Genomic DNA, 435 nt, shown 5'->3' on the forward strand with positions numbered 1-435 from the left:
CTTTACCCTTCAGTCGCTGGACTAAAGCAATTACTTCCTTAATCGCCTGTTCCTCGCGCTCGCCCTCAAGTCCTAATAGCTGTATCAATAACGGCGTATCTAAATAGAAAGTGACTTCATTATACGAGTCAGAAACTGAATGTAGGTCCGGGCAGAGCAAGGCATTGGCCAGCATGTGGCCTTGCATGAGCATTGTGAATGAGTCGAAAAGATTTGGCTGAACCTGTAAAGCCTCAACAAAATGCCCAACTAGGGCTAGTTGCCAATTTGCATTTTCTCCGATGTCAGGTAGCGTAGTCCCTCTGAGATATGATTTCAGGCATGGAATGGAAAAATGAGACAGGAAGTTAATTAAGCTTTCAGTCGCCTCATCCTCAGACAACACTCGACCTATAGTGCTTCTTGAAAATCCAATTAATTCATTGACAATTAGGG

At 43.9% G+C, this 435-nt stretch carries 1 pseudogene; it reads right to left on the minus strand.

Annotation, left to right across the window (positions count from 1 at the left end):
• Positions 1–435, minus strand: a pseudogene (locus tag J5M56_RS25685) (hypothetical protein); the annotation flags it as partial.

Origin of the sequence: Pseudomonas sp. 51_B, assembly GCF_017491595.1 — a bacterium.
Taxonomy (GTDB): domain Bacteria; phylum Pseudomonadota; class Gammaproteobacteria; order Pseudomonadales; family Pseudomonadaceae; genus Aquipseudomonas; species Aquipseudomonas promysalinigenes.